Origin of the sequence: Halobacterium sp. DL1, from assembly GCA_000230955.3 — an archaeon.
In the GTDB taxonomy this organism is placed as follows: Archaea; Halobacteriota; Halobacteria; order Halobacteriales; family Halobacteriaceae; genus Halobacterium.
Map to the genome: position 1 here is coordinate 91,660 of CP007060.1, position 24,045 is coordinate 115,704.

Consider the following 24,045-nt stretch of genomic DNA (forward strand, 5'->3'; position numbering starts at 1 on the left):
ATCCTAACCGTCCGGCCATGACACGACGCCGTCTCTCGCGGCGCGCCCTCCTCGCTGCGCTCGGTTCGACGGCGGCTGCCACCGCCGGCTGTACCGCACCCTCGCGGTCCCAGCGGACGACGGAGCGACCGTCTTCCGACAGCGAGGGCACGGACGACCCCGAAATCTCGCTCTCGGGCGACGACGCCTGGACCACCTACGGATACGACCCCGGCCACAGCGGCCACAACCCGAATGCCGCCGGTCCCGACGCGGACCCGACGCAGGTGTGGGGGTCGTACGTCGAGGGCATCTACACGCTCCGGGAACCCGCCGTCGCGGACGGCCGCGTCTACGTGGGCAGCGAGCAGTCGATGTGGGCGTTCGACGCCACGAACGGCGACCAGGCCTGGAAGACCGACCTCGGCTCGATGCCCCACCAGTACCCGCCGACGTACGCAGACGACACGCTCTACGTCGTCTCCAAGGAGTCCGGCGGCGTGAACAACACTGCCCCGGGCTACGTGCGGGCGCTAGACCCCGAGGACGGCGGGATACGGTGGTCCACGGGGCTCCCGGTCACGTCGACGGTGGCCCACGACGGCGAGACGCTCTACGTCGCCGCGAAGGAGTCCGGGACCGGTTACGTGCGTGCGCTCGACGCCGAGACCGGCGACCCCGGCTGGCGATTCGACGTCCCCGACGCCTCGCGGAGCTACGTCACGGGGACGCCCACGTACGCCGACGGCACGCTGTTCGTCGCCGCCACGCACGTCGCGGACGACGGCTCGAAGACCGGCGCGCTGTACGCCCTCGACCCCGAAGACGGCAGTGTGAACTGGTCGCGGGACGCCGACAGCGCGCTCCCCGTCGCGCCTGTCGTCGCGAACGACCGCGTCCACCTCGCCGCCCGCGGCGGCACCGTCCGCGCGTTCTCCCTCGACGGCGAGGCGGCGTGGACGGCGGACACGGGCGCGAGGGTGTACACCCGGCCGACGTACGCGGACGGGCGGCTGTTCGTGCTCACCACCTCGGACATCGTCGCCTACGACGACGCGGGCGATGAACTGTGGCGCGCCGGCAGCGAGCGGACCCAGATGACGGGGATGACCGTCGCGGAGGAGACGCTGTACGTCGGCGGCGAACCGCTGTTCGCCCTCGACGTGACCGACGGCTCCGTCACCTTCGACCTCGAGGTGGGCGTCTTCCACGGCTCCTTCGGCGCCCCCGTCGTCGTCGACGACGTGCTGTACGCGGGCATCTGCATCAAGGAGGCCGCCGGCGGGCAGTACGACAACTACGTCCGGGCGTACGTGTAGCGGGGGCTGCTCCCGCCCGCGTGCTCGTCCGCCACGACGGGGCGAGTGGGTCCGCCTCCCGCAGCGATAAACCGCGCGAACTCCTTGTTCGACGCATGGGACGCATGGTCGACGGCGAGTGGCGAACCGAGGAAGAACAGATCGACCACGACGACGAGGGTGAGTTCGAGCGCGACACCACCAGCTTCCGCGACTGGGTCGGCGAGGACTACCCCGCAGAGTCCGGCCGCTACCACCTCTACGTCTCCTACGCCTGCCCGTGGGCCCACCGCACGCTGCTCGTGCGGGCCCTGAAGGGCCTCGAGGACGCCATCTCCGTGAGCGTCGTCGACCCCGTGCGCTACGACCAGGGCTGGGAGTTCGACGCGGACGTACCAGGCGCCACTCCTGACCACCTGTTCGACTCGGAGTACCTTCGCGAGGTGTACGCCCGGGCCGACGAGAACTACACGGGCCGGGTGACGGTTCCAGTCCTCTACGACACCGAGGCGGACACCATCGTGAACAACGAGAGCGAGGAGATCATGCGGATGTTCGACGGCGCCTTCGACGAGCTCGCGACCCGGGACGTCGACCTCTACCCGGAGGGCTACCAGGACGAGATCGACTCTCGCATCGAGGATATCTACACCCCCATCAACAACGGCGTCTACCGCGCGGGCTTCGCGGGCGGCCAGCGCGCCTACACGAAGGCCGTCGAGGAGCTGTTCGCGGCGCTCGACGAGTACGACGACCTGCTCGCCGACCAGCGCTACCTCGCCGGCGACCGCCTCACGCTCGCGGACGTGGCGATGTTCACCACGCTGTACCGTTTCGACGAGGTCTACCACACGCACTTCAAGTGCAACCACAAGCAGATCGCGGACTACGACAACCTCTGGCCGTACCTCCGCGAACTCTGCCAGTTGGGCGCCGCCGAACGGAGTGAGGGGACGCCGAACAAACGAACGGGGAGCGAAGCGACTCGCGAGTCGACGGGCGTCGAGGACACTCTCCACATGGACCACGTGAAGAACCACTACTACCGGAGCCACGCCCAGTTGAACCCCAAGCGCATCGTGCCCGTCGGGCCGGACCCCGACTTCTTCGCTCCCCACGACCGCGACGAACTCCCCGGCGGCCCGCCCGAGGCGCTGGGGCAGTGAACTAATTTACGGCGGGCCGTCGTCGTCCCCGTATGGACCTCTCACGCGACGACCTCCCCGGTCTCGTCGTCGCCATCGTCATCTGCGAGGTGGTCGGCGCCGCGCCCGCGCTCGTCACCGCGACCGGCTCGGGGACGTGGTACGACACGCTCTTGCGGCCCGCGCTCGCCCCGCCGAACTGGGTGTTCGGACCGGTCTGGACGACGCTGTTCGCGCTGCTCGGCGTCGCCGTCTACCTCGTGTTGCGTGACGCCAGCGGCCGCCAGCGAGCGGTCGCGTTCGGTCTGTTCGTCGCGCAGTACGTGCTCAACGTCTCGTGGACGCTCGTCTTCTTCGGGGGCCAGGACATCGGCGGCGGTCTCGCCGTCATCGCCGCGCTCTGGGCGCTCATCGTCGCGACGCTCGCGGCGTTCTGGCGGGTGCGGCCCGCAGCGGGCGCGCTGCTCGTGCCCTATCTCGCCTGGGTCACGTTCGCCGCCTACCTCAACTACGCGTTCTGGGCGCTGAACTGACGGTCAGGCGTCCTCGTCGTCGCTCTCGGTGCTGTCGCGGTGTTCGGCGTTCACGCCGATTCCCTGCTGGTCCCACTCGCGGAGCTGGTCGTCGATGGAGCGCAGGATGTCGTTCGTGTCGGTGTCCATCCCGTCGGCAATCTGCATGACGTAGCCGGCGATGAGGCTGACGTGCGGCGAGAAGTCGCTCCGGTCGCGGGGGTCGTTCTGGATGAACAGCTCCGGCCCGGTGGGCGCGTGGTAGAGCACCGCCATCGGTATCTCGTCGAGTTCCGTGACTGCCTCGATGGTCTTCTGCTGGAATTCGTTGAGGTCTGCCATACCTCCACGGTGCCGACGCGCCGGGAAGAATCCTGCTGTTCGACGGGTCGCGCCAGAGCGACCGTCTGTCAGTCCTGCGCTCGGAGCGCGACCGACGCCAGCAGTGCCTCTAGCTGGACGCGCTCGTTGGCGCCCTCCGCGATGCGGAAGTCGGCCTCGCCGAGGCGGTCGAGCAGGCGGACCGCGGCCTCCTCCTCGACATCGAACGACCAGACCGAGCGGTGGATCTGGTCGATGATGTCGCCGCCCGCGAGGCCGCGGTTCGTCAGCAGGTCGTCGAGCGTCGAGCGAGCGGCCGTGAAGTCGCCGTCCAGCGCCTCGGTCACCATCCCCTCGATCTCCTCGGGGCGGGCGGTCGCGGTGATGGCGTAGACGACCTCCTCGTCGACGGCGTCGCCGGTCGCGGAGGCCGCCTGCAGGGCGTTGATGGCGCGGCGCATGTCGCCGTCGGCGGCGTAGACGAGCGCGTCGATGCCGGCCTCCGTGTACTCCAGGTCCTCGCGGCCCGCGATGTCCCGGAGGTGGGCGGCGACCGCGTCGTCGTCGATCTGGGAGAACCGGAAGACGGCACAGCGGGACTGGATGGGGTCGATGATCTTCGAGGAGTAGTTGCAGGAGAGGATGAACCGCGTGTTGTTCGAGAACTGCTCCATCGTGCGGCGGAGCGCGGACTGGGCGTCGTCGGTGAGCGCGTCGGCCTCGTCGAGGAAGATGACGCGGTAGTCGTAGCCGCCGAAGGAGGCCCGCGCGAAGTTCTTGATGCGGTCCCGGACCACGTCGATGCCGCGCTGGTCGCTGGCGTTCAACTCGAGGAAGTTCTCCTGCCAGTCGTCGCCGTATATCTCCTTGGCGATAGAGACGGCGGATGCGGTCTTCCCGGTGCCGGCGGGGCCCGCGAACAGCAGGTGCGGGAGGTCGTCCCGGTCGACGTAGCTCTGGAGGCGCTCCGTGATGTCGGGGTGGCCGACGACGTCCTCGAGTCGCTCCGGCCGGTACTTCTCGACCCAGATTTCCTGCCGTCCGCCGGCGGCGTCTGCCATGTGGTCTGCGTGGCACTACCCGGACTTAAACTCCGCGAGACGGGCGGCGGCCACGCGGACGAACGAAGTAAGGCCGCGGTTTGAACGAGCGGCGACTACGGAGCCGCAAGCCGCGCGGTCGACCAACGGGAGGCCGCGGTTCGAACGAGCGGTGAGCGAAGCGACCCGCGAGGCACGCGGACGCGGCCCCACGCTGCGGATACGCTTATGTGCATCACTGTTGATAGGTTCGCCATGGACACGTCCTCAACTGGACCCCGGAGAGCGCTCGCCCTCGCAGTCCTCGTCGTGCTCTCGATGCCCCTGCTCGCGGGCGTCGCGGCGGCCGACGAGCGGGCGGGCGGCACCATCGTCGTCGAGGAGGGCGAGACGGTCACCGGCGGACTGCAGGCGACGGGTGGCACCGTGGTCGTGCGCGGCACCGTGGAGGGCGACCTCCAGGCGTTCGCCGGTAACGTCGAGATAGCCGAGACCGGCACCGTCACCGGCGACCTCCAGGGTGCGGCCGGGTCGGTGCGCATCGCGGGCACCGTCGAAGAGGACGTGGAGGTCGCGGCCGGGAGCTTCACCATCGCCCAGTCCGGCACCGTCGGCGGTGACGTGGAGGCCGCCGCCGGGTCGTTCCTGCTGGACGGCACTGTCGAGGGGTCAGTGCAGGTCGGCGCCGGCAGCATCACGCTCGCCGACGGCGCGGTCGTCGGGGGCGACTTCGTCTACGACGGCGAACTCACCCGCGCGGGCGGCGCGACCGTCGACGGGGAACTCCGAGAGGACCCCGACCTCGCCCTCGACGTCTTCCCGGGGATTCCGGCCTTCGTCGGCTGGCTGGCGACGCTGTTCAGCATCCTGCTGACGCTGGTCGTCGGCGCGCTGCTGCTCGCCGTGTTCCCCGGCACCTCCGCGGCCATCGCGGAGCGCGCCATCTCCTCGACGCTGCGCACGCTCGGAGTCGGCTTCCTCGCGCTGCTCGCCGGCCCGCTGCTGTTCGTCCTGCTGCTGGTGACGATCGTCGGCATCCCGCTGGCGGTCCTCTGGTTGCTCCTGTACGTCGTGGTGCTGTTGCTGTCGTTCGTCTGGGGCGAGTACGCGGTGGGCGCGGCGCTGCTCTCGTTGGGGGACTACGACAACCGCTGGGCCGCGCTCGTGGTCGGCGTGCTCGTGGTGTTCGTGCTCGGCCGCGTGCCCATCCTCGGCGGTATCGTTGAGTTCGTCGTCCTCCTGCTCGGTCTCGGGGGGCTCTCGCTCTCCCTCGTCGGCTGGGGGCGTCGCCGACGCCGGCGCCGAGACACCGAGGCGACGATGCGCACCGACGAGTCCTGACCGCACGGCTGAAGGTTGCCCGCCGGCTACCCCGGTGCATGCAGGTGACCGTCGAGGTGGTCGGCGAGGACACCCACGAGTTCGACGTGACCGACGAGACGTACGCCGACCTCCTCGAAGCAGTCGAGTTGAGTCCGCACGAGGTCTCCGTGATGGTCGACGGCCGCCCCGTCCCGGAGGACCAGCCGGTCGAGGCCGACCACGTGCGGGTGCTGCGACTCATCCGTGGCGGGTAGCGTGCAGGTTCGAGATGCGTCGACCCGCGACCACCTCGGCGTGATGCGGGTGCTCGACGGCGCGAACCTCGAACTCTCCGCGGCGACGGCCGAGAACCGCATCGAGGCCGGCACCGTCCTCGTCGCGGACGACGACAACCGCATCGTCGGCGCGCTCGTGGCAATGCTCAGGGACGAGGGCGCCCACGTCGAGGCCGTCGCGGTCCGCCGAAAGCGCCGCGCGAGCGGTATCGGTTCCGCGCTCGTCGAGGCCGCGGCCGACCGGTGGACGCCGCTCACCGCGGACTTCGACCCGCCAGTCAAACCGTTCTACGACGCGCTCGGCTTCGACTGCGAGAGAAGAGGCGACCGCTACCGCGGCGTCCGCGACTGAGCCTCAGACGAGCGGTTCGACGAGGTCGACGCCCGCGTCGAGCAGTTCGTCGACTCGGTCGCCGCTGTCGCCCTCCGCGTAGACACGCATCTTCGGCTCCGTGCCGGAAGGTCGCACGAGCAGCCACGTGCCGTCCGCGAGCAGGATCTTGAACCCGTCCGTGTCGTTGACGCGCTCGACGGCGACACCCGCCACCTCCTCTGGCAGCCGGCTCTCCAGGTCCGCGAGCACCGCGGCCTTCCGGTCGTCGGGGCAGTCGACGCTGCGCTTGTCCTGGTGGATCTCGCCGTGCTCGGCCGCGATGGCGTCGAGGCGGTCGTCGAGGTCACGCTCGCTGGCGGCGGCGCTCGCGACGAGCGCCATCAGCACGCCGTCCTTCTCGCGGACGTGGCCGCGCATCGTGTAGCCGCCGGACTCCTCGCCGCCGAACAGCGCGTCGTGTTCGCCCATCGCCGCCGCGACCCACTTGAAGCCGACCGGCGTCTCGACGACGTCGCAGCCGTGGGCCTCCGCGATGCGGTCGACGAGGAACGTCGTGGAGACGGTGCGGATGGCCGCCCCGGTGTCCGATTCGAGGAGGTAGTCGTAGACGAGCGCGAAGAAGCGGTTGCCGTCGAGGACGCCGCGCTCGGGCGTGACGACGGCGACGCGGTCGGCGTCCCCGTCGTTGGCGACACCGAAGTCTGCGTCGTGCTCCCCGACGGCGTCCGCGAGTCCCGCCAGGTTCTCCGCGTCGGGTTCCGGTGGGGTGCCACCGAACTCGGGGTCGCGCTCGCAGCGCCGGCGGACGACATCCGCGCCAGCCCGCTCCAGCAGCGCGTCGGTGACGTCCCGGCCGCTCCCGTGCATCGCGTCGTAGACGACCGTGAGCCCCGAGAGGTCCGCATCCACGAGGTCCAGACAGTGCTCGGCGTGCGAGGAGACTAAGTCGACGTCCCGCACCTCGCCCGTGCGCTCGCCGGTCTCGGGTTCGCGGAGGTTCGCTTCGATGGCCTCCGTCACCTCGGGGAGCGCGGGCACGCCGTCCTCCGGGAGGAACTTCACGCCGTTGTACTCCGGCGGGTTGTGCGAGGCGGTGACCACGAGCGCGCCAGCCAGGTCGCGCTCGACGATGGCGTGGGAGACCAGCGGCGTCGGGCAGTCCCGCTCGGGCAGCAGGACGTCGAAGCCGTTCGTCGCCAGCACGTCCGCGATGTCCTCGGCGAACCCGCGCGACGTCTCGCGGGCGTCGTAGCCGACGGCGACCGTCCCGCCCGCGTGGCCCTCGCTCTCGAGGTAGTCCGCTGTGGCCTGCGCGACCACACGGACGCGCTCGCTGGTGAACACGTCCAGCGTGGCGCGCCAGCCGTCCGTGCCGAAGGAGATGGCGTCCATGGTCCCAACGTCGCTGTGTCGCGTGAAAATCCCTGCGGTCGGCCGGACGTATCAGCGCACGTACGGAAATCGACTTCCGGTGATTTCCCACAGTGACCGCCGCGGGTTTAACCGGCAATCCCCAACGGTACGGTAATGACTGGGCCCCCACTCGTCGTCGGCGTCTCCGGGAGCCGCCGCGCCGGCAGTTACACGCGACAGGCCATCGAACACGCGCTCGCAGTCGCCGAGCGGGCGGGCGCGGAGACTGACCACATCGACCTCGGGGCCGTCGACCTGCCGCTCTACCACCCCGACCGGTCCGTCGAGGAGTCGGGGGAGGCCGCGGACCTGCTCGCTCGCGTCCGGCGGGCCGACGCCGTCATCATCGGCTCCCCGAACTACCACGGGAGCTACTCCTCGACGTTCCGGAACTTCCACGACTACTGCGGCTGGGACGAGTACGAGGACACCGTCGTCGGCCTGCTCGTGGTTGCCGGCGGCGGCACCATCGCGTCCCCGCTGGACCACATGCGGGTGACGATGCGGGGCGTCCACGCCGACGTCGTGCCCGAGCAGGTCGGCATCCTCGACGCCTCCTCGAAGTTCGAGGACGGCGTGCTCGTCGACGACGCCATCGCCGACCGCATCGAGGACATGGTGGACGGAGTTCTCGCGGCCACATGCCGCCGGTTGCTCGCGGGCGAACGGGCCGCGGAACTGGAGACCGAGGCCGACGACTGAGAGGCTGAACGCGACGGTGACCGCTACAACAACTGCTCCTTCTCGGGCCGCGAGAGCTGTTTGATCTCGTACTCGCGGCTCATGGCCGCCGCTCTCGTCTCGTAGGACTCGACGTGCCGGAGTTCCACCGGCGTCCGGCCACGGGTGTACTTCGCGCCCTCGCCGGCGTCGTGTTCGTCGACGCGGCGGTCCACGTCGGTCGTGTAGCCCGTGTAGTACGTGCCGTCGCTACACTCGAGGACGTAGACGTAGTGCACGGCAGAAGCGTTGCAGTGGGGCGTAACCTGTGTTTCGGTCAGGCCTTTCGCCCCCGGTCGCGGGACACTTCGGCGATTCCGACGTTCGCCGAGCAGTTCGGGCAGGCCATGAGCCGTCCGTCTTCGTCCGCGAACACGCGGGCGAAGTCCTCGGACACGTGGCTCTCACAGTGGTCACAGCGGGGCATAGGGGGGTGTGCCGACGGGTCGCCGGCACTGTGTGAATACGCCACACGCGATTAAAGGAGTTTTCCCAAATTGGAACATAATTTCCCCCAACCCGAACTTCGGTTCGTGTGTGCCGGCACGTCGGTCGAGGGCCGATGGAGTGGCTGTCGCGGGCGAGTGGTCGACCCCGACAGCGGCCCCAGAGACAGTTCCTTCCAGAGGGCACCCCCGTTGGTCCTTCCCGATATCGGTGTGAACAGGGCCCAATGGAGGGATGAGGCCGCCGATTATGGGAAGCCTTATAAGGAGGGCAGGAAAAAACCCGATTGTATGGCAGACCTCATCGTCAAGGCCGCTGTGAAGGAAGAACTCAACGACAAGAACGTTGCCTCCGACTTCTACCAGGCACTCGACGAGGAAGTTTCGGAACTCCTCGAAGACGCCGCCGACCGCGCGGAATCCAACGGTCGAAAGACCGTCCAGCCGCGCGACCTGTAACTCGGTTCAATCCTTCTCGATATTTTTGCGCCGCGTAGCGCTCGCGCCGTCGACAGCACGGGAGCGAGACCCATAGCTACGGTTCCGTGACGCGGACGCCGTCCGCCGTGCCCACGTAGACGGCGTCCGCCATGCCGACGAACAGGCCGTGGTCGAGGACGCCCGGGAGCGCCGACAGCGACGCCGCGAGCGCCGCAGGGCTCCCAATCTGTCCGAACGCGCAGTCCAGCACGACGTTGCCGTTGTCCGTCACGACCGGTCCGTCCTTCTGCCCGGCGTCTCTAAGGTCGGGGTCGCCGCCCAGGTCGCGGACGCGCCCGGCGACCACCGTGTAGGCGTCCGGCAGCACCTCGACGGGAACTGGGTGGTCGAGCACGTCGGCCTCCTTGGACGGGTCGGCGACGACGACGAAGCGGTCCGCGCTCGCGTCGACGAGTTTCTCCCGGGCGTGGGCCGCGCCGCCGCCCTTCACGAGGTGCCCGCCCGCCACCTGGTCGGCGCCGTCGATGGCGATGTCCACGGACGCCTCCTCGAGGGTCGTCAGCGGAATCCCCGCCTCGATGGCGCGCTGCCGGGACTGAAAGGAGGTCGGGACACCCTCGATAGCGAGGTCCGCGTCCCCGAGGGCGCGGATGGCGTGCGCCGCCGTGCTCCCCGTCCCGAGGCCGACCACCATCCCGTCGGCCACCTCCTCGGCGGCGGCCTCCCCCGCCCGCCGCTTCGCCGCCTCGCTGCCGCCCGTGTTCTTCATGGCGGAGTGTGGCACGCGCCCGACCAAAAACCCACGCGCTCGACGGATGGCGACCACTCGACGGCCCCGAAACCACTGTCTGAACGGATTTACCAGGTGGTTAACTAAGGTGGTTAGGCGCCGCAAGACGAACGAATGACACGCGCAACTCGCCCGGGGGAGGCGAGCGAGCGCTCGGACGACGGTGCTCTCGCGTTGCTCTCCACGTCGGGCGTCGAGAACGGCGAGGGCGCCTGCTGTGCGCGCCTCGCAGACGCGGACGCCGCCTTCGTCGTCGCGCTCCGACAGTCGCCGGGGGGCTGGCTCGACGACCGCCCGGCGGACCTGCCGCCCACGCGGTTCGTCGCCACCTACCCCCACCCAGACTGCGTCCGCACCGTCTCCGACCCCGGCGACCTGACCGGCATCGCCATCGCCGTCTCCGAGTTCCTCGACGCGCTCCCGGCGGAGGCCACGCCAGCCGTCTGCCTGGACTCGCTCACCACGCTCCTGCAGTACACTGGGCCGACGCGCGTCTACCGCTTCCTGAAGGTGTGCGTCGGCCGCGTCCGCGCCGCCGGCGGGACGCTCCACTGCCACGTCGACCCTGGCGCGCACGGCGACGACGTGATGACGACGCTCGAGGACGTCTTCGACGTCGTTCTCGAATCCTCGTCGCACTGACTGGCGTTCGAGGACCGTTCGCAAAGTAATTCTCTGGCATCCGCGAGTGAGCGGTCGGAGTCCTCGCGAGCACAGCGAGCGCGGGCCGAGGAGCGACCACCGCCGCCGCCGGAGGCGGCGACGGGAGTGACGCTGTGCTTCTTCCGCAAGTTTCTGCAAAGGAGGGAGCCGCTGGTGCCCTCTCGCTGGAAAACGTGCGTCTAGAGCTGCTCCCTGACTGTCTCGGGGTCGTGGGCGAGTCGGAGCGTCCGCGAGCGGCCGCGGCCCTCCAGCTGCTCGTACTCGGCCTCGATGAGCCCGAGCTTGTCGAGTTTGTTGACGATCTCCGTGTACCGCGTGTAGCCGAGGTCCGTGCGCTCGCGGAACTCCTCGTACACCTCGCCGGCCTGCTCGCCGTCGAAGTTCGCGACCGTCTCGACGAGCGCGCGCTCCTGGTCGGAGAGCGCGCGGAGGTTCCGCGAGAGGTGGATGTGCCGGGCCTGCTCGTAGACCGCGTCGACGTCCTGCGGTTCGACGGTCTTGCTCGCGCGGGACTCGGCGTGGAGGCCCGCGCGCCGGAGCACGTCGATGCCGACCCGGAGGTCGCCCGCGTCGTCGGTAAGTTCGCTCACCTTGTCCAGCACCGTCGTCGGCACCGCGCCCTCGCGGAAGCCGACCTCGATGCGGTCCCGGAGGATGTCCGTGATCTCGCCGCGGTCGTAGGAGGGGAAGTACGCCTCCTCGGGCCGGAAGACGGACTGCACGCGGCTGTCGAGGTTCTCGATGACGTCGAGGTCGAGGTCCGAGGACACGACGATGACGCCGACACGCGCCCCGGAGTGGGTCTCGTGGGCGCGCAGCAGCGAGTACAGCGTGTCGGAGGCCTCGCCCTCGTAGAACAGGTAGTTCACGTCGTCGAGCGCGACGACGAGCACCTCGTCCTCCTCGGCGATGCGCTCGGCGACCTGCCCGAACAGCTTCTTGAAGGAGATGCCCGACGAGGGCGGTTCGTACTCGAATATCTCCTCGAAGACGCGGGAGAAGACGGCGTACCGCGTGGAGTCGACCTGGCAGTTGACCCGCACCGTCCGCACGCCGCGCTGGCCGCCGAGTTCGCCGAACAGCTTCTGTACGGCGGTCGTCTTCCCGGTGCCCGGCGGGCCGCGGACCATCACGTTCAGCGGCCGCGACCCCCGGACGGCCGGTCGGAGCGCGTACTGGAGGGTCTGTAGCTGGGATTCGCGGTGGCGGAACACCTCGGGGACGTAGTCTATCTCGAGGACGTGTTCGTCCCGGAAGACCGTCTCGTCCCAGCCCAGCATCCCCTCTTCGGGGTCGTCGTCCATCACTTTCACCACGCTCTCACAGCTACTTAACGCTTCGCCACGAGGCCGTAACGAGGGGCGTTACCGCCTGTTCACGGCGATTTCCTCGGGAGGCGTCGCCACTCGCCAGCCGAACTCGAAGCAGTCTCGGCCCCACGCTAGCGCGGGGTCCGTTCGCGCGAGCAGGAACGACCGGTCGTCGAAGCTGCCGTCGAGGACTTCGCGGACTACGAGACGTGGACGAACGGCGTCGGCACCGACGGCCTCGGGAAGGGCGCGTTCGCCACCTGGCGCTCACAGAACGTCGACACGCCGATTCCGGTCCAGATCGTCCGCAGCACGCGCATCGAGCAGGCCGCTGGGGGCGACGACGAGGCCGCAGCGTGGCTCGCCGAGAGCACCGCCGAGGGGTTCATGGCGGTGCTGAACAAGTGCACGCACTACTGCTGCACGCCGAAGTTCAAGTCGCCACAGGGCGTGAAGTTCGACGCCGAAGACGAGGCGTACTGCCCCTGCCACCAGTCCGCTTACGACCCGTTCAGCATCGTGAAGCGCTCGTTCACCGCGCTCCCGCGACCGGAGTAGTCGCGTCCGTGGAGCGCCGACGACTCGGGCTGGCGGCCGCGACGGACGCCTCCGCCTGCCGCCTAGAACTTCTCGAGCAGGCGGCCGTAGAAGTCGCTGCCGCCGTTCTCTGCGAGTTTCTCCACGATGAGCTCCGGCGTCGAGCGCGCGAGGTGGTCCTTCACGGGCGAGCGCTCGACGACGAGTTCGCCGTCCTCCAGTCCCCTCGCGCGGATGCCGTCGACGGTCACGTCGAAGCCGCACTGCTCGGCAATCTCACCCGCGAGGTGGGAGACGAAGACGCCGGAAGCGCCCGCCTCGTGGAGTTCCTCGAGGATGCCCGCGACGATCTTCGCCGACGCGCCGGGCTCCGTAATCGATTCGAGTTCGTCGACGAGCACGAGTTTCTTCGCTGCGCCCTCCGTGAGTCCCGCGAAGTCCCGGAGCGTCGCCTCGAAGGCGCCCGCGTCCAGGGTCCCCTGGGACTTCGCGTAGTAGTGGAGTTCCTCCACGTCGGGGACGCGGGCGGACTCCGCGGGCACCGGGAGGCCCATGTGCGCGAGCACGACGACGACCGCTACGAGGTCCAGCGTGCTCGTCTTCCCGCCGGAGTTCACGCCCGACAGCAGGGAGACGCCGTCGACGCCGTAGTCCACGGGTTCGACTTCCTCGAAGTCGACGTCGAGGATGGGTGAGCGCCCGCCGTCGATGTCGAAGCCGCGGCCGCCGCGCTCGGCGAGCACGCAGTCGAAGTCGTCGGCGAACCGCGCCACCGCCAGTTCGACGTCCAGTTCGAGCGCGCGGTCGACGAGCGCTCGCGTCGGCTCCCGGAGGTCCGCGAGGGTCGCTGCGAGGTCCCGTTTGCGCTCGGCGGCGCGCCGGTCCCGGGCCGCGGTGAGGTCCTCGCGGAGCCGCGTGACGGCCTCCTCGTCGTGGGCCACGGGGAACGTCGGGTCGTCGCCGAACGCCCGACGCGCCACCTCCGCCTCCCCGTCCCGCAGTTCGAGGGCGTCCACGAGGTTGTCGCGGGCGGCGTCGACGGCCGCGGCGTACTCGTCGGCGAGCTCGCGGGAGAGCAGGCTGTCGACGCCCGCGCCGCGCTCCACGAGCGAGAGGAGGTCCGCGCCCTCGATGGTCACATCCTGCTCCTGAATCGCCTCCCGGAGTCGGTCGTTCGCCACGGACTCGGAGGTCGAGACGGCAGCGTCGAGGTCGTCGACGGCCGTCGACAGGCGGTCGAGTTCCTCGTCGCCCGCGACGCTCCCGTCGGATTCGAGCTGTTCGAGCGCCGCGTCGAGTTCGCCCAGGTCGACGTCCGCCTCCAGCCCCGCGGCCTGGTGGACGGCGACGGCCGCCCGGATGCGGTCGCGGTTCGTCGCGAAGAAGGAGAGCACGCGCTCCGGGACGACCTCCTCCGGTCGGTCGAGAGCGTCGGGTTCGACGCGCACGTCGCCGTCCACCTCGACGCCGACGAACGCCTCGTCGAGCGCGACCACCGTCGAGTAGCCCCGCGCCAGGTCCGCGAGCCCCCGGGCGTCCTCCACGACTTCGACGGACAGCTCGGGGAACGTCTCGCGGGCCGCGCTATACCGCTCCGCGTCGGTCGTGGCGAGACAGCGGTCCCGGACCGCGAGGCTGTCCGGCCGCGACAGCGGTTCGACCTCCTGCAGTGCGTCCAGTACCGCGGGGTCCGGGTCGCGGGCCATCGCGCGCTCGGCGAACTCGTTGGCCTCCGCGATGCGCGAGTCGGCGGCGCTCGGGTAGAACGTCCGGAGGCGCTGGCCCGCGTACGTCGTCACCGCGCGCTCCTGGAGCAGTTCCAGGACTACCTCGTACACCTCCCGCGCCCGGTCGGTGGCGAGGAAGCCGCTGTCGTCGTCGTGGCGCGCGCGAATCGCCCCGCGGACGATGCGCGCGGCCCGCCCCTCGCTGACGCCCGGCGCGGCCGCGACGGCCGCCACGTCACCGCGCTCCAGGGCGTCCTCGGGGTCGTCTAGCGACCTGAGAGCGTCAGCGGTCTTCGCGCCGACGCCGGGAATCGCCTCCAGTTCCATCGCCCGGCCCTACGTGCCCCGCGCCAAAGGTCTTACGAGGGTTCGTGTTAGGAAGCTCTTACTTCGCGGCTGGCAACTACTCGGCTGGAAAGCCCTCGGGCGTCTGCACTCCCGCGACTCGCTGCGCCCTTCGTTCGCTGCGCTCACTCCAGTGCTTGCATCGTCGGGGTTCGTGCAGACGCCCGAGGGCTTTCAATCCACCAGGCTACCGGCTGGTCAATCGTGTTCGGGCGAACTGGACGCCTAGTGCCGCTACGAGTTTTGATTTGACTTGTCGTTCAGAAACGAGAGACGCCGATACGAGCATCCGCGAGCGAGCGGTCCAACGGACCCGAGCGAAGCGGTTCACCGAGCGCGGAGCGCTCGGGCCGACGACCGACCACCGGGAGCGAGGAGTGCTTTTTCCCCAAGTTTTTGGTCGTGTCGCAAAGCGGTCTAGACTTTGCCGCTGGTACTCTCAATTGAGAGGTCACAGTTGATTGCTGTTTTGGTCGAACGCTGGAGCAGTTCGTCGAGGAACGCTTGGTAGTACTCGGGGTCGGTGTACTTCACCAACCGAAGTTGGAGTATCGCTTCCAATCCCTCTGCTGTCCAGCGCATCCACTGGTTCTTGCACCGCTTGCTGACCTCGCCCATCAGTCGTTCGACGGGGTTCGAGGTCCACGGAACCTCGAACCCCTCGACAGCGTGCTCGGCGAACGTCACAATCGACGGCAGCCACCGCCGAAGATACCCTGCAGCCTTCGCTGACCCGAACTGCTCCAGTTGCCACGCTGTCTTCTCCAATCGCTCTCTCGTTCGCGCGATCCGCGAGCGGATCGCCTCGAACTCCTCTTCTGGATGGTGTTTCACCACCGAGTTCTTCAGATGGGATACCTCGTCGATCACCTCCGAAACGATCTCCTTCCGGCGGTCCAAGGAGAAGACGCCATCGTCCCAGAGGGTGTAGCCCAGCGTTCGGCCGACGTGAACGAGATCGAGTTGGTGGTCACGGGCTTCGTCGGTAAAGGCCGTGACGATGCCGCTATCAGCGTCACTGACGACCGTCGCGTCGTCAGTGACTGCGCCGATATCATCGAGTTCGGCGGCAGTTTCGTCCCAGTCAGCGTTGACCGACAGATCCAGGAGGGAGCGTGACTCTTCGGCGGTGTCTTCGCCGAGCGTTGCTTGGACGGAGTGGGACGAGCGGTCGTCGTCTTGGCTGTGGCATTTTGTCCCGTCAGGAATGACGGTGTCAGCGTCTGTGTCAGCGACACAGTCTGGGAGGAACTGCTTGAGCTTGTGGCCGTATTTCTTGGCACGGCGGTTGATGGTGGTCGGCGACGGCATCGAGACGAAGCCGTCGCCGTGATCGGCAGCGTCACGATAGCTGAGCGAGGTAGCGAGATCGACGCTTTTGGCGGCGATGTCCTGCTGATAGCGGTTCTGTCCGTCGAAGCTAAGAACGTCTTCGACGGGGCGGAAATAGCTGGATTCGTCGTTATCAGCGGCTGTATCTTCGATGTAGTGGAGAGAGAACTCGTGTTCCCCGGCGGTTGTGACAGCTGTGCGGGTATCGGTGCCGGCGCGTTGGAAGCGTTGGTCACCGTTGCCGTGGGCGTGTTTGTCGCCACAGAGCGCCTCGACGCTGGCGGCGTCGAGGCTCTCGACCAGCGATTCAAGGAGTACTGCTTCGAGGTTCTGGTCAGTGACGGCCTCGGCAAGCGTGGCGAGCGGTAGCGTTTTGTTGTCGTCGATACTCAGTTCAAACCGCACGTCGATTGTGGCGTGCATGGGTCACCTCTTGGGTGGATACCAGAGGCGACCCGTTCCTCACGGGAGCCAGTTACTACTGAACTCTAGAGGACTTTGCGACACGACCAAGTTTTTGCCGAACGGGGGCGCCAGCGGCGCCCCCGTGCAGCGCAAAAAGTGGGTTCTAGTTACCCGTCCACCGCAACACCGCGAGGGTCCCCTCGAACAGCGCAATCATCGTGATGGCGACGATGATGGGGACGACGCCGGTCGGGTCGATGGCGCCGAACGTGAACGAGATGCCCGCGAACGCCGCCCAGAACAGCAGGCGGCGCCCCTCCAGCCAGCGCCGCGTGACGACGCCGAGCATGATGGCGAGCATGATGAACAGGGGAATCTGGAAGACGACGGCGAGATACCCCATCACCATCAGGATGAGGTTGAACGTGGTGCCGAGCGCGAACGCGACGTCCGCGGTGCCCTGCGTGTACCCCTGGAAGTAGTCCATCGTGTACGGGAGCACGAGGAGGTACGCGAACAGGACCCCGAGGACGGCGAGCACGAGGCTCATCGGGACGGACGCGAGGTAGTAGCGGCGCTCGTGCTTGTACAGCCCCGGGCGCATGAACGCGTAGGACTCGTAGACGAAGACGGGGAGCGCGACGACGAGGCCAGCGAGGCTGGCGACCTTCACCTGCGTGATGATGAGTTCCAGGGGATGGTAGACGCGGGGGTCGACGGCCTCACCGCCGGGGAGGACGTAGTTCCAGATGGTCGTGATGAGGTTCTCGGTGAGCGGGAAGACGATGACGCTGGCGAGCCCCGCGATGGCGATGACGATGGCGAGGCGCTTGATCATCTCCTCGATGTGGACCGCGAGCGGCTGCTCGGCGTCGGTCTCGGGTGCGTTCGCCACCAGGCCCTCGTCGCCGGGCGTCTCCTCCGGTTCGATGACGGACGCCTCTGCGTCGTCGGCCTGGTGTTCCTCGTCGGCGAGCAACTGGGGGTTGGTCGCCGCCGACTCGCCCTCGGTTTCGGGGGTGTGGAAGTCCTCGACGGTCCATTCGTCGTCGCCGCCCGACTGCCGCCGAATCGCTGGCGTGAGGTCACTCCAGTCGCCGAGTCGGCCGCCTGGCTCGATGGTCCTGACGGCGGGCGTGAGCTCCTCCCAGGCGACACGAACCGGCGGGTCTTCTTCGATTCGACGGACCGCTGGCGCGAGGTCGCTCCAGTCGACGCGTGGGGCACGCTCGTCGTGCACGTCGCGCCTGCCATCCGGGTCCTCGGCCATTACTGGTCGCCACTTGGCGGCGGGTCCGTTATAGGCTTTCTTTTGGCGTTCGACGGGAAGATTGATAATTGCGAGCGGGTAAGCCGGTCCCAATGAGTGGCTCCGGCTCGGACATCGTGGATCCGGACACGGCGCGCGCCATCGGCTCCGGCCGGGAAACCGTCGGTGTGCTGTTGCGCTCGATGCAAAAGCGCCTCCAGCACGTCTTCATCGCGTTCGCTCTCGGTCTGGTCGGCGGCATCTTCGCGATGCGGCTCTACGTCTGGCCCGAGCTCCGCGAAGACCTGCTCGTCGAGAGCGCCCAGATTATCGCCCAGACGCCGTTCGACGTCATCCTGATGCAGGTGAAGATCGGGCTGTTCACCGGCGTCGCGTTCATCATCCCGGTGGTCCTCTACCACGCCCGCGAACCCCTGCAGGAGCGGGACATGATCCCCGAACTCCGCATCACGAAGTACCACGTGTTCGGCTTCGTCGTGGTCTTCTTCGGGCTGGCGGCCATCGGCATCTCCTACGCCTACTTCCTGTTCTTCCCGCTGATGTTCGACTTCCTGGCGGGCAACGCCGTCGGCTCCGGGCTGGCGCCGAAGTACTCCATCGTGAAGTGGACGGAGTTCATCTTCTTCCTCGCGCTCTCGTTCGCGCTCGCAGCCCAGCTACCCCTGTTGATGTCGGCGCTCTCGTACTCCGGCATCGTCTCCTACGAGACGTTCCGCGACAAGTGGAAGTACGCCGTGATGGGCATCTTCGCGTTCGGCGCGATGTTCTCCCCGCCGGACCCGTTCACGCAACTGCTGTGGGCGACGCCCCTGGTGTTGCTGTACGGGCTGTCGCTGTACCTCTCGAAGATCGTCGTCACGATGAAACGCGGCCGCGAACACGTCGACGTCGGGGGCGTGTTCCGCGAGCGCTGGAACCGCATCCTCGGCGTCGCCGTCCTCGGCTTCGGCGCGGGGTACGCGTTCGGCAACTTCGGCGGCGTCGCCGGAATCAACGACGCGCTCGCGTTCGTCGGGTCGTCCTACCGCCTGATGACCGCGGCGGCGGCGTTCGGCGTCCCGGTCGAGACCAGCTACCTGCTGCTGGGCGCCATCTTCGCCGCGGTCGCGCTGCTCGCGACGCTGTTCTACTACGTCTACGTCGCCGTCGAGCGCGCCGCGCAGGCGGTCGCCGCGGCGGGTGGCGGTCGACCCACCGACATCGACCTCGACGTCGTCGACGCGCAGGGCGTCCGCGCCGCACCCCAGGAGAAGTTCGCGTCGATGAGCGAGGACGAGGCGATGGCGACCGCCCAGCGCGCCCTCGACGACGGCGACGACGAGAAGGCCCAGGCCATCGTCGACCGCTTCGACCAGGTCCAGGCCGACCTCGAAGAACAGGCTGAAGCGGAGGAGGACGACGACTCGAATACCGTCCAGAGCACGGCCGCGGGGATGATGGACGCGTTCACCGAGGAGGAGACCACGGAGGACGACATCGGCGGCTACTACTACGACATCCGGTTCATCGTCGGCAGCCTGCGCTCGCGGGCGTTCCGCATCGTCGGCACGTTCATGGCGCTGCTGGTCACCATCTTCGGCTGGCTCTACTACGGCGGGTTCGCGGAGACTCGGGACGACTTCATCGCGCGCATCCCCCAGGACGTCCAGCCGGCGGGCGACGTGGCGTGGCCCATCACCCTCCACCCGGTCGAGGCGCTCGTCTTCCAGGTGAAGATCTCGACCGTGCTGGCGGCCATCGGCGTCCTCCCACTCCTCGTCTACTACATGTGGCCGGCGCTCGCGGACCGCGGCCTCGTCACGGGGGACCGGCGCACCATCGGCGTGTGGGGCGGCGGCATCGTCGGCGGCCTCGCGCTCGGCAGCTACGTCGGCTACTCGTTCGTGGCGCCGGAGCTCATCTCCTTCCTCGTCTACGACGCGCTCCAGTCGGACATGGTCATCAGCTACACCGTCAGCAACTTCGCGTGGATGGTGTTCCTGCTGACGGTGGGTATCGGCCTGCTGGCAGACATCCCGGTGACGATGGTGCTGTTCCACATCGGCGGCATCGTCTCCTACCGGACGATGCGCGAGCGCTGGCGGGTCCCCGTGCTCTCCATCTTCGCGTTCAGTTCGCTCGTCACGCCGGACAGCCTCTACACGATGTTCCTCATCGCGCTCCCGATGATACTGATGTACTTCCTCGGGCTCGGCATGCTGTTCGTCGTCACGCTCGGCGGGCGGCGCGGCGGGCCGCCGACGCCGGCCTCAGAGGCGTAACTCGCCGGCCGCCGCGTCGAGCGCGAGGCGCACCCCGGCGTCGCTCGTGCGGCCGTACGCCTCGAAGCGCTCGGGCGTGAGTTCGACGTCGGTCTCGAACACGGTGCCGTCCTGGCCTGGCTGGAAGACGTGGTGGCGGTAGGAGACGCGGAATTCGAGGCCGGTCTCCGGGAGGTCGCTCAGTAACACGTCGCGTGGCCCGTTGGCCGACTGCGCGGACGGCACGCCGATGACCTGTGCGCCGAGTTTCGAGAGGAGGATTCCGGGCTCGACGCCCGCCGAGAACGTCTCCGCGTCGGTCACGACGACGACGTTCTCCGGGCAGTAGCGGCCCGCGTCGTCCCCGCGCGCCAGCTCCCGGGCGAACGTCTCGCTCAGCTCCGTCAGCTCCTCGAGTACGGACGCGCCCTTCTCCCCAGTGGCCGTGAAGTAGGAGTCGAAGTCGAAGCCGGCGGCGTTCTCGGTGTCCGCGACCGGACCGTCGTCCCCGTAGTTCTCGCGGTAGAGCGCGGAGTCCTTCGAGACACTGTACTGGTCGCCGGCGGCTGTCGCGACGCCCTCGCGGCCGTGGAGGACGTAGGTGAGCGCGTACGCGGCGACGGAACTCCCGCCACCGTTCCCGCGCGTGTCCACGACCAGCGTCTCCGTGTCCCGCGACGCCATCTCCTCGGCGAGAGCCACGAATATCTCGGTGGCCGCGGGGATGCCCGCGAGCACCGCCGCGTCGTCCTCGGGCACCGGTTCGCCGGCGGTCCGTCGGTAGGTCTCCCGGAGGTCGTAGAGGTCCGGCACCTCCTCGTACATCGCCAGCGCGGCCTCCAGGGGTTCGCGGTGCGTCTGACAGTCCGGAATCCTGAGAAGCGCCGCGTCGTCGAGGAACCGGTAGGCGGGTTCGCCGCTCGTCTCGGGGTGGTCGAGCGCAGCGTCGAGCGTCGCCACGGGGTCGGCTGCGTCGGTGCGTGCGAGCGTCCGTTCCTGGTGCTCGCCGTCGGTCGTCTCGACGGTGACCGTGGGAGTGGTCGCGTCCCCGACGAGCGCGTCCAGCGAGGCGGGGTCCGGTCCGAGCGCGTCACAGAGCGACTTCCGGTCGCCGTACGCGTTGTCGCTGCTCTCCGTGCGCGCCACTCGCTCCCGCAACGCCGGGACCGGGACGTCCTCGACGGCCAGCAGTCGGCCGCCGAGCAGGTCGGTGTGCGCGTCGTCGTACACCGCCTCCACGTAGAGGGCGTCGCCGACGACGCGCCAGCCGAGCGGAAGGCGGCCGTCGGCGTCGGCCGACGCGTCGTCCGGGACGACGACCTTCGTGTGGCCGTCGCGGACGCGGGCGGCGAACTGCTGGAGTCGCCGGGCGAACGCGGGCGCTGACTGACCGCCGTCGGGAATCTCGCGGACCAGTTCTTCGAGGTGCCGGTGGAACGCGACCCGCCCGCCGTGGCCGGCGTACGGGTCGGGGTGGGCGTCTTCGAGGGTCGCCGCGAACTCGCGGGCGTCGGAAACGAGCGCGTCTCGGCCGTGGGTCCGTGAACCGTCTGTCGTCACGGACGACAGAACGCTGGACTGACAGTTAACGGCTCGCAGAACAGCTTTTCTGTCGGCGAACGGGAACGTCTGGGTCGGTCCGCGACCCCGCTACTCTCCGTGCTCGTCGAACGCCGGGTGTCCCTCGATCCGGTCGGCGGTCTGGTTCCCGGTACCCCAGCTACTGATGGTCTCGGTCTCCACGTCGACGTTCGGGTGAACGAACGTAGTGTCGAACGCCGGGAAGTAGACGGCCACGACTCCCGGTTGGCCCCGGACCTGGGGCTGTAGTTTCTTCGCCGTGTCGAAGTCGTCGAGTTCGTGGCGTTCGAACCCGCCGTCGCTCGCGTTCGTCCAGTAGACGATGTTCGTCTCCGAGACGCCGGTGCTATCGACCTCGAAGTTCCCCTTGCCGTTGAACGTCGCGCCGTCGAGGCTCGCACACGAGAGTTCGAACTCCCGCGTCGCCCCGGAGATGGATGCGGTCACGCCACTCCCCTCCAGGGTGACGGACACCTCGACGGTCTCGGTCTCACCCGGTGTGCAGTCGACGGTTCCGCTGACGACCGCCGTCGTCCCCGGCGATAGCGTGGGCTCGGAGAGGTCCTTGATGGCGAAGGAGTCCGCGTCCACGGTGACGTCCGTCACCGCGACGTCGCCGGGCAGTCGGTTCGTGACCGTGACGAGGTCCACACGCTGGCCCTCGGGTGCGAGTCGGTCGCTGGCCTGGTAGCCGACCATCGCGTTCTCGTCGTCCACCACGGCGACGGAGACGCCGCGCTCGGCGGAGGCGGCGCTGAAGCCGAACGTGCCCAGCAGCAGGCCGGTGCCCGCGAGGACTGCGAGCGCGATGCTGAGTCCTTTGAGGCTACTCATGGTCCACTTCGACTGGCTGCTCGCCGCTGCCGAGTTCGCTCTGCCGGGCGTAGTAGCGGTGGGCGACCGCCGAGACGGCGAACCCGGCGACCGTGGCGACCCCCCACGCGAGGTCCGGGAGCATCGTGAACGGCCACACGTTCACCGCGACGGCGAGCATCAGCGTCGCGGCGACGGCCGAGAGCCCCAGGTAGTAGGTGCTCCAGGGGATCTCGTTGCCCTTCACGACGTCCATGTACACCTCTACGTCCTCGAGCGCGGGCGTCGGTTCGACGAGCCCGCGGTTCTTGTCGAACTGTACGACGTTCGCGTCGTCCATCTTCGGGAGGTGGGACTGCTGGAGCGCCGTGTAGACGCGCTTGCGCTCGTCGTAGGACACCTTCGCCACCTCGGTGTCGTACTCCCACGCGGCGACCTGCTCGGCGACGTCACCGATCTCGACCGGCGACTCCGTCCCCTTGAGCACGTGCAGCGCGTACCGGCGTCGTCTGCTCGAGAGCACCTCGAACAGTTCGTCTTCAGTTGGCCCCGAAGACGTATCCGCTCCCCCACTATGTGATACCGATGCCACAACAACACATGCAATGCGCCCAACCAATCATAAGTGTTGGGGTTCTTTTATTTCTGGCCTGTATGCCCGCTGTCAGACGCTGGGTTTAGCGAGGGTTTGAACTCCTCTAACGGTATTTTACGGCAATCGGCGAGTTCGGCGCCTGCCTGTAGTTCTCGTGAGGCAGTCGTCGTTAGGCCACTGCTATCGGTCGCACGGGACTGAGTTATGGCCCGGGTGACCAGTTCTCAGGCCCACCCATACGGCCGACTTGCCGTTCTCAGACCCGACCATCCGGTGCTGGCTGACGGCGCTGGCACAGCCTTCGCATCTGGCCGCCATTTCACGTCCACGCTGAACCACGTTCAGTCGTGTCAATACTACGGGGAAAAGGCTCCTGGGTGTGAGTGAGCGCTCTCGGGGCGTGCGGTGCCCGCGGGAGTGCACGAACGAGGTAATACGACAATGCAACGACGCAAGTTCATCGCGGGACTCGGATCGCTCGCCGCCGCTAGCGCGGCTGCAGTTGGTACAGGTGCGTTCAACTTCGCGAACGTCGAACGCAGCGCAAACATGCAAGTTGTTGGCGACAAGAAGGCCTTCCTCGCGCTCAATGACACGAGCGACTACGCCGTCGGGGGGAACAACGGAACACTCCAGTTAGCTTTCGGTAAGAGTGCCGACGTCACGGGCTCGGGTATCAATCAGGAATCGGACTACTCCTTCACCGGCGTCTTCAGCATCACCAACCAGGGGTCGCAGCCTGTTGGCGTCTGGATAGAGGACAACGATGGTGACGACGCTGTGAACTGGTACGGCACCGAGTCGGACGACAACTCCGACTTCAGCACCTCGATAGAAGGACCTGGAAACGCGTACCAACTCGACGTCGGGGAGCAGGTTTTCGTCAACGTCACGATCCTGACTCGTGGGAAGCCGAAATGGGACGATCTCCCAGATACGGTGAACATCAAGGCCGACGCATCACAGGGCTAGCGCCTCCAGACGGACCACGAGACGGCTATCTTTTTCCTCGGCCTCGGCGGTGTCGCAGGCGCTGGTACTCCCGATAGCGGAGCCGTCACCATCGCGAACGTCGAGCGGGAAGTCGGGGTCGTCGGGACAGACGTGAGCGAGGTCGACGGTAACTCCATCTAACCAGGGTCGTCCCAACGGTTCCTAATCCGCTTACGAACATCATTTTCGCGCTCACT

Annotated in this window: 26 protein-coding genes; 12 read left to right on the top strand and 14 right to left on the bottom strand. The window is 68.1% G+C overall.

The window, feature by feature from the left end; translation table 11 throughout:
- Positions 1 to 17 precede the first annotated feature (17 nt).
- From HALDL1_01990 to HALDL1_02000, 3 genes are all read left to right on the top strand, one after another.
- A complete protein-coding gene (locus HALDL1_01990; protein ID AHG05076.1) occupies positions 18 to 1,298 on the top strand; it encodes a hypothetical protein in 1,281 nt (426 codons plus the stop codon).
- 95 nt (positions 1,299 to 1,393) lie between these two features.
- Positions 1,394 to 2,443 carry a glutathione S-transferase gene (locus HALDL1_01995; GenBank protein ID AHG02540.1) on the top strand — a complete coding sequence of 350 codons (1,050 nt, stop codon included), beginning with the start codon at positions 1,394 to 1,396 and terminating at the stop codon, positions 2,441 to 2,443.
- 32 nt (positions 2,444 to 2,475) lie between these two features.
- A complete protein-coding gene (locus tag HALDL1_02000; protein ID AHG02541.1) occupies positions 2,476 to 2,955 on the top strand; it encodes a TspO and MBR in 480 nt (159 codons plus the stop codon).
- Positions 2,956 to 2,958: 3 nt separating this feature from the next.
- On the opposite strand, the gene HALDL1_02005 is transcribed toward HALDL1_02000, so the two are convergent.
- A complete protein-coding gene (locus HALDL1_02005; protein ID AHG05077.1) occupies positions 2,959 to 3,276 on the bottom strand; it encodes a hypothetical protein in 318 nt (105 codons plus the stop codon).
- 68 nt (positions 3,277 to 3,344) lie between these two features.
- Complete coding sequence (rfc, locus tag HALDL1_02010; protein ID AHG02542.1) at positions 3,345 to 4,316, bottom strand: ATPase AAA; 972 nt, start codon at positions 4,314 to 4,316, stop codon at positions 3,345 to 3,347.
- A 234-nt stretch (positions 4,317 to 4,550) separates the two neighbouring features.
- On the opposite strand from rfc, the gene HALDL1_02015 reads away from it, so the two are divergent.
- From HALDL1_02015 to HALDL1_02025, 3 genes are read left to right on the top strand one after another with little or no spacing between them, the layout of a single operon-like run.
- Positions 4,551 to 5,636, top strand: coding sequence for a hypothetical protein (locus HALDL1_02015; GenBank protein AHG02543.1), 1,086 nt, complete (start codon positions 4,551 to 4,553; stop codon positions 5,634 to 5,636).
- A gap of 38 nt (positions 5,637 to 5,674) precedes the next feature.
- Positions 5,675 to 5,872, top strand: coding sequence for a hypothetical protein (locus HALDL1_02020; GenBank protein AHG02544.1), 198 nt, complete (start codon positions 5,675 to 5,677; stop codon positions 5,870 to 5,872).
- Positions 5,873 to 5,915: 43 nt separating this feature from the next.
- On the top strand, positions 5,916 to 6,245 hold the full coding sequence (locus tag HALDL1_02025) for an acetyltransferase (protein ID AHG02545.1): 330 nt from the start codon (positions 5,916 to 5,918) through the stop codon (positions 6,243 to 6,245).
- 3 nt (positions 6,246 to 6,248) lie between these two features.
- Here HALDL1_02025 and HALDL1_02030 read toward each other — a convergent pair whose 3' ends face one another.
- Positions 6,249 to 7,619 (bottom strand): phosphoglucomutase, encoded by a 1,371-nt coding sequence (locus HALDL1_02030; GenBank protein ID AHG02546.1) that lies wholly within the window; start codon positions 7,617 to 7,619, stop codon positions 6,249 to 6,251.
- Positions 7,620 to 7,754: 135 nt separating this feature from the next.
- Between HALDL1_02030 and HALDL1_02035 the strand changes: the two genes are divergently transcribed.
- Positions 7,755 to 8,342, top strand: coding sequence for an FMN reductase (locus tag HALDL1_02035; protein ID AHG02547.1), 588 nt, complete (start codon positions 7,755 to 7,757; stop codon positions 8,340 to 8,342).
- Positions 8,343 to 8,365: 23 nt separating this feature from the next.
- On the opposite strand, the gene HALDL1_02040 is transcribed toward HALDL1_02035, so the two are convergent.
- Positions 8,366 to 8,599: a hypothetical protein gene (locus tag HALDL1_02040; GenBank protein ID AHG02548.1), complete on the bottom strand. Its 234-nt coding sequence runs from the start codon at positions 8,597 to 8,599 to the stop codon at positions 8,366 to 8,368.
- 38 nt (positions 8,600 to 8,637) lie between these two features.
- Entirely contained in the window at positions 8,638 to 8,787 is a 150-nt protein-coding gene (locus tag HALDL1_02045; protein AHG02549.1) for a hypothetical protein, read from the bottom strand.
- A gap of 310 nt (positions 8,788 to 9,097) precedes the next feature.
- Between HALDL1_02045 and HALDL1_02050 the strand changes: the two genes are divergently transcribed.
- Entirely contained in the window at positions 9,098 to 9,265 is a 168-nt protein-coding gene (locus HALDL1_02050) for a DNA-binding protein (protein ID AHG02550.1), read from the top strand.
- Positions 9,266 to 9,341: 76 nt separating this feature from the next.
- Here the strand turns inward: HALDL1_02050 and HALDL1_02055 are convergent, their stop codons facing one another.
- Positions 9,342 to 10,016 carry a ribose 5-phosphate isomerase gene (locus HALDL1_02055; protein AHG02551.1) on the bottom strand — a complete coding sequence of 225 codons (675 nt, stop codon included), beginning with the start codon at positions 10,014 to 10,016 and terminating at the stop codon, positions 9,342 to 9,344.
- Between the two features lie 135 nt (positions 10,017 to 10,151).
- Between HALDL1_02055 and HALDL1_02060 the strand changes: the two genes are divergently transcribed.
- Positions 10,152 to 10,679, top strand: coding sequence for a hypothetical protein (locus tag HALDL1_02060; GenBank protein AHG02552.1), 528 nt, complete (start codon positions 10,152 to 10,154; stop codon positions 10,677 to 10,679).
- A gap of 200 nt (positions 10,680 to 10,879) precedes the next feature.
- Here HALDL1_02060 and cdc6 read toward each other — a convergent pair whose 3' ends face one another.
- Together cdc6 and HALDL1_02070 are read right to left on the bottom strand one after the other, a co-directional pair.
- A complete protein-coding gene (gene cdc6, locus HALDL1_02065) occupies positions 10,880 to 12,004 on the bottom strand; it encodes an ATPase AAA (GenBank protein AHG02553.1) in 1,125 nt (374 codons plus the stop codon).
- Positions 12,005 to 12,210: 206 nt separating this feature from the next.
- On the bottom strand, positions 12,211 to 12,399 hold the full coding sequence (locus tag HALDL1_02070) for a hypothetical protein (GenBank protein AHG05078.1): 189 nt from the start codon (positions 12,397 to 12,399) through the stop codon (positions 12,211 to 12,213).
- Here HALDL1_02070 and HALDL1_02075 point away from each other — a divergent pair.
- Positions 12,398 to 12,568: a hypothetical protein gene (locus HALDL1_02075; protein AHG05079.1), complete on the top strand. Its 171-nt coding sequence runs from the start codon at positions 12,398 to 12,400 to the stop codon at positions 12,566 to 12,568. The genes HALDL1_02070 and HALDL1_02075 overlap by 2 nt on opposite strands.
- 62 nt (positions 12,569 to 12,630) lie before the next feature.
- On the opposite strand, the gene HALDL1_02080 is transcribed toward HALDL1_02075, so the two are convergent.
- The 3 genes from HALDL1_02080 to HALDL1_02090 form a co-directional block, all read right to left on the bottom strand.
- A complete protein-coding gene (locus tag HALDL1_02080) occupies positions 12,631 to 14,601 on the bottom strand; it encodes a DNA mismatch repair protein mutS (protein AHG02554.1) in 1,971 nt (656 codons plus the stop codon).
- 435 nt (positions 14,602 to 15,036) lie between these two features.
- Positions 15,037 to 16,374 (bottom strand): transposase, encoded by a 1,338-nt coding sequence (locus HALDL1_02085; protein ID AHG02555.1) that lies wholly within the window; start codon positions 16,372 to 16,374, stop codon positions 15,037 to 15,039.
- A 145-nt stretch (positions 16,375 to 16,519) separates the two neighbouring features.
- A complete protein-coding gene (locus tag HALDL1_02090; GenBank protein ID AHG02556.1) occupies positions 16,520 to 17,626 on the bottom strand; it encodes a protein export in 1,107 nt (368 codons plus the stop codon).
- A 92-nt stretch (positions 17,627 to 17,718) separates the two neighbouring features.
- Here HALDL1_02090 and HALDL1_02095 point away from each other — a divergent pair, with 92 nt between their 5' ends.
- A complete protein-coding gene (locus HALDL1_02095) occupies positions 17,719 to 19,887 on the top strand; it encodes a protein export (protein AHG02557.1) in 2,169 nt (722 codons plus the stop codon).
- Here the strand turns inward: HALDL1_02095 and HALDL1_02100 are convergent.
- The 3 genes from HALDL1_02100 to HALDL1_02110 all read right to left on the bottom strand — a co-directional run bounded on the left by HALDL1_02100 (position 19,876) and on the right by HALDL1_02110 (position 22,852).
- On the bottom strand, positions 19,876 to 21,426 hold the full coding sequence (locus HALDL1_02100) for a hypothetical protein (GenBank protein AHG05080.1): 1,551 nt from the start codon (positions 21,424 to 21,426) through the stop codon (positions 19,876 to 19,878). The two genes, HALDL1_02095 and HALDL1_02100, sit on opposite strands and share 12 nt — an antisense overlap.
- Before the next feature lie 90 nt (positions 21,427 to 21,516).
- Positions 21,517 to 22,281 (bottom strand): hypothetical protein, encoded by a 765-nt coding sequence (locus HALDL1_02105; GenBank protein AHG05081.1) that lies wholly within the window; start codon positions 22,279 to 22,281, stop codon positions 21,517 to 21,519.
- Positions 22,274 to 22,852, bottom strand: coding sequence for a hypothetical protein (locus HALDL1_02110; GenBank protein ID AHG02558.1), 579 nt, complete (start codon positions 22,850 to 22,852; stop codon positions 22,274 to 22,276). Before HALDL1_02110 ends, HALDL1_02105 begins: the two co-directional genes overlap by 8 nt.
- Positions 22,853 to 23,404: 552 nt before the next feature.
- Here HALDL1_02110 and HALDL1_02115 point away from each other — a divergent pair.
- On the top strand, positions 23,405 to 23,827 hold the full coding sequence (locus HALDL1_02115; protein AHG05082.1) for a hypothetical protein: 423 nt from the start codon (positions 23,405 to 23,407) through the stop codon (positions 23,825 to 23,827).
- The last annotated feature ends 218 nt before the right edge of the window (positions 23,828 to 24,045 follow it).

What these genes read in the sequence shown, in the direction of transcription:
- HALDL1_01990 (AHG05076.1), top strand. Translation starts at nt 18, where the DNA reads ATGACACGACGCCGTCTCTCGCGGCGCGCCCTCCTCGCTGCGCTCGGT.
- HALDL1_01995 (AHG02540.1), top strand. Translation starts at nt 1,394, where the DNA reads ATGGGACGCATGGTCGACGGCGAGTGGCGAACCGAGGAAGAACAGATC.
- HALDL1_02000 (AHG02541.1), top strand. Translation starts at nt 2,476, where the DNA reads ATGGACCTCTCACGCGACGACCTCCCCGGTCTCGTCGTCGCCATCGTC.
- HALDL1_02005 (AHG05077.1), bottom strand. Translation starts at nt 3,276, where the DNA reads ATGGCAGACCTCAACGAATTCCAGCAGAAGACCATCGAGGCAGTCACG.
- rfc (AHG02542.1), bottom strand. Translation starts at nt 4,316, where the DNA reads ATGGCAGACGCCGCCGGCGGACGGCAGGAAATCTGGGTCGAGAAGTAC.
- HALDL1_02015 (AHG02543.1), top strand. Translation starts at nt 4,551, where the DNA reads ATGGACACGTCCTCAACTGGACCCCGGAGAGCGCTCGCCCTCGCAGTC.
- HALDL1_02020 (AHG02544.1), top strand. Translation starts at nt 5,675, where the DNA reads ATGCAGGTGACCGTCGAGGTGGTCGGCGAGGACACCCACGAGTTCGAC.
- HALDL1_02025 (AHG02545.1), top strand. Translation starts at nt 5,916, where the DNA reads ATGCGGGTGCTCGACGGCGCGAACCTCGAACTCTCCGCGGCGACGGCC.
- HALDL1_02030 (AHG02546.1), bottom strand. Translation starts at nt 7,619, where the DNA reads ATGGACGCCATCTCCTTCGGCACGGACGGCTGGCGCGCCACGCTGGAC.
- HALDL1_02035 (AHG02547.1), top strand. Translation starts at nt 7,755, where the DNA reads ATGACTGGGCCCCCACTCGTCGTCGGCGTCTCCGGGAGCCGCCGCGCC.
- HALDL1_02045 (AHG02549.1), bottom strand. Translation starts at nt 8,787, where the DNA reads ATGCCCCGCTGTGACCACTGTGAGAGCCACGTGTCCGAGGACTTCGCC.
- HALDL1_02050 (AHG02550.1), top strand. Translation starts at nt 9,098, where the DNA reads ATGGCAGACCTCATCGTCAAGGCCGCTGTGAAGGAAGAACTCAACGAC.
- HALDL1_02055 (AHG02551.1), bottom strand. Translation starts at nt 10,016, where the DNA reads ATGAAGAACACGGGCGGCAGCGAGGCGGCGAAGCGGCGGGCGGGGGAG.
- HALDL1_02060 (AHG02552.1), top strand. Translation starts at nt 10,152, where the DNA reads ATGACACGCGCAACTCGCCCGGGGGAGGCGAGCGAGCGCTCGGACGAC.
- cdc6 (AHG02553.1), bottom strand. Translation starts at nt 12,004, where the DNA reads ATGGACGACGACCCCGAAGAGGGGATGCTGGGCTGGGACGAGACGGTC.
- HALDL1_02075 (AHG05079.1), top strand. Translation starts at nt 12,398, where the DNA reads ATGGCGGTGCTGAACAAGTGCACGCACTACTGCTGCACGCCGAAGTTC.
- HALDL1_02070 (AHG05078.1), bottom strand. Translation starts at nt 12,399, where the DNA reads ATGAACCCCTCGGCGGTGCTCTCGGCGAGCCACGCTGCGGCCTCGTCG.
- HALDL1_02080 (AHG02554.1), bottom strand. Translation starts at nt 14,601, where the DNA reads ATGGAACTGGAGGCGATTCCCGGCGTCGGCGCGAAGACCGCTGACGCT.
- HALDL1_02085 (AHG02555.1), bottom strand. Translation starts at nt 16,374, where the DNA reads ATGCACGCCACAATCGACGTGCGGTTTGAACTGAGTATCGACGACAAC.
- HALDL1_02090 (AHG02556.1), bottom strand. Translation starts at nt 17,626, where the DNA reads ATGGCCGAGGACCCGGATGGCAGGCGCGACGTGCACGACGAGCGTGCC.
- HALDL1_02095 (AHG02557.1), top strand. Translation starts at nt 17,719, where the DNA reads ATGAGTGGCTCCGGCTCGGACATCGTGGATCCGGACACGGCGCGCGCC.
- HALDL1_02105 (AHG05081.1), bottom strand. Translation starts at nt 22,281, where the DNA reads ATGAGTAGCCTCAAAGGACTCAGCATCGCGCTCGCAGTCCTCGCGGGC.
- HALDL1_02115 (AHG05082.1), top strand. Translation starts at nt 23,405, where the DNA reads ATGCAAGTTGTTGGCGACAAGAAGGCCTTCCTCGCGCTCAATGACACG.